At 35.5% G+C, this 2,358-nt stretch carries 3 protein-coding genes; 1 reads left to right on the top strand and 2 read right to left on the bottom strand.

Features of this window, described 5'->3' with window-relative positions; translation table 11 throughout:
• Positions 1-98 precede the first annotated feature (98 nt).
• Complete coding sequence (locus AB3X49_RS21525) at positions 99-1,100, bottom strand: LLM class flavin-dependent oxidoreductase (RefSeq protein WP_367964630.1); 1,002 nt, start codon at positions 1,098-1,100, stop codon at positions 99-101.
• Between the two features lie 104 nt (positions 1,101-1,204).
• The gene (locus AB3X49_RS21520) at positions 1,205-1,396 is read right to left on the bottom strand and encodes a DUF3896 family protein (protein WP_002012420.1); all 192 of its coding nucleotides are present in this window, start codon (positions 1,394-1,396) and stop codon (positions 1,205-1,207) included.
• Between the two features lie 187 nt (positions 1,397-1,583).
• Between AB3X49_RS21520 and AB3X49_RS21515 the strand changes: the two genes are divergently transcribed.
• Positions 1,584-2,358: flavin monoamine oxidase family protein (locus AB3X49_RS21515; protein ID WP_367964628.1), on the top strand; the 775-nt coding region annotated here is incomplete at its 3' end.

Genomic DNA, 2,358 nt, shown 5'->3' with positions numbered 1-2,358 from the left:
GTTATTAAAAGAAGCTATTGAATATATAGGAAGCAAAAACAATTGATTGGTAGTAAGAAAAGGAGATGCATCATATGTGATGCATCTCCTTTTCGTTATTATAAATTAAAAGCATCTGCCAATAGGCGATAAGAGTTTAATTTATGTTCAAATTGATGAGTAATCGTGACAATCATAAATTCGTCAGTATTATACGCTTTGCTTAAGTTTAATATTTTTTCTTTCACAGAAGACGGATCACCGACAATCATACGTTGACGATTTTCTTTTATGTGGAATAGATCATAAGCACTATACGAATAATTTTGAGCAGTTTCAATAGAAGGAGTACCAGTAGTCCGTTTTCCTTGTTCTAATAGTAAAATCGATAAATCAAGGCTTGATGCAATCTTCTCCGCTTCTTCATTTGTTTCTCCGCAAATAACAAAAATAGATACGATTGATTTTTGTTTATCGCCTAAATAGGAAGGTTGGAATTGTTCTTGGTAAGCCTTCATTACTTCAGGGCCACCGTATCCGTTAATGAACTGTGCAAATGCAAAAGAAGCGCCTTGCTTTGCGGCAATCATTGCACTTTCTCCGCTAGAACCGAGCATCCACATTTCAGGAGATGTTGGGATAACTGGAGTAGCCTTTAAGTTTGCATAATGATGGTTTTCTGGTACTTGATCATGTAAGTACATAGCAACATCTGCAATTTGTTCTGGATATTGATCAAGTGAGACCATTTTACCTTCTTGAAGTGCGTGAGTTGCTATCGGCATACCACCAGGCGCTCTCCCGACACCAAGGTCGATGCGGCCCTTATAAAGTGCTTCTAAAACGCGGAAATTCTCGGCAACTTTATATGGACTATAATGTGGCAGCATAACACCACCAGAACCAACTCTAATACGGTCAGTTTTCGCGGCAATATGTGAAATGAGTATTTCTGGACTTGAACCAGCTAAGCTAACTGAATTATGGTGCTCGGATACCCAAAAACGTGTGAATCCGAGTTTCTCAACTTCTTGTGCAAGCGTAACTGTATGTGAAATAGCTTGGGCTGCTTTGCTACCATCTGAAATAGGTGATTGGTCTAATACACTTAATTTGATCATAGAATATACCTCTCAATCTTAATGTACATCCTATTATATATTTACTTACGAAAAATGCGTAATGAAATGCTCAAAAGGAAAAGTGAATAATTTTTTATCCGCTTTTAATGAGAAAACCCTCGTTCATAATGATTCATTTCGACTAAGTTTAATATATATTCGTAGTTATCAATTTCTAAATGTATTTGCTTGCGTTCTTCTTCAGTTAGTTTAACGCTAGTGAGTTTTTTACATAACTGCTGTTTCTTTAATTCTAAATGTTTTTTTGTAGCCTGATAATCGTAAGTACGTTTCATGTGTATCCACCCTTTCCATACAGTTACTATCTGTATGTTTATCATATGAAGCATGTGGAAGGGGGAGAGCTGCACCTTATGTATTTTTAGTGAATTTTCAAATTGTGGTGGTGTTATGTTTAAGTGAATTTATGAATAAAATGCACTAAACCACTAATTTGTATTTCATGAAGTAAGGGGTGGGATTGTGCAGAAAGATATAATGTTTAACAATGAGATGGATGAAACGTTAAAAGTTATAAATAAGGGATTGAAGAAGACGACACGTCCGAAACAAATCATTGTAGTAGGGGCTGGTATGGCTGGATTAGTTTCGGCATCTTTATTAAAAGCAGCAGGGCATGAAGTGAAGGTTTTTGAAGCGAACAACCGTGTAGGTGGCCGCATAGAGACAGTTAGGATGGAAGATACCGGATTATATTTAGATGTTGGAGCGATGAGAATTCCGTATTCGCATACATTAACGATGGCATATATAAGAAAGTTTGGGCTACAGGTGAGCCCTTTTATTAATAGGAATGAGACAGATATTATCTACGTAAATGGTCGGAAAACGACATTAAAACAATACGAAAAAGATCCAAGTATTTTAAGATATCCTGTGGAAATGAATGAAGTTGGGAAAACGTCTGAGGAACTATTAATGTTAGCGGTACAGCCCATTATAAATTTTATAAAAAAGAACCCAGAGAAAAATTGGGATATTGTAGTAAAGGATTTTGGGAAATATTCTACAGGTCAATTTTTAAAATATCATCCTTATCAATATAATACGTATTTTTCGCCAGTAACGATTGAGATGATAGGTGTTCTATTAGATTTAGAAGGTTTTTTAGAAAGGTCATTCGTTGAGACGTTACGTTTTTTATATATTATGCAAGAGGAGAGCGGATTTTGCGAAATAATAGGTGGGAATGATAGATTACCAAAGTCTTTTTTACCACAATTAGAAGGAAATATTA

Origin of the sequence: Bacillus sp. C30 (assembly GCF_040838255.1) — a bacterium.
In the GTDB taxonomy this organism is placed as follows: Bacteria; Bacillota; Bacilli; order Bacillales; family Bacillaceae_G; genus Bacillus_A; species Bacillus_A mycoides.
The sequence above is the reverse complement of the archived record's forward strand: the minus strand, read 5'-3'. Positions and strand labels throughout refer to the sequence as shown.

What these genes read in the sequence shown, in the direction of transcription:
- AB3X49_RS21520 (WP_002012420.1), bottom strand. Translation starts at nt 1,396, where the DNA reads ATGAAACGTACTTACGATTATCAGGCTACAAAAAAACATTTAGAATTA.
- AB3X49_RS21525 (WP_367964630.1), bottom strand. Translation starts at nt 1,100, where the DNA reads ATGATCAAATTAAGTGTATTAGACCAATCACCTATTTCAGATGGTAGC.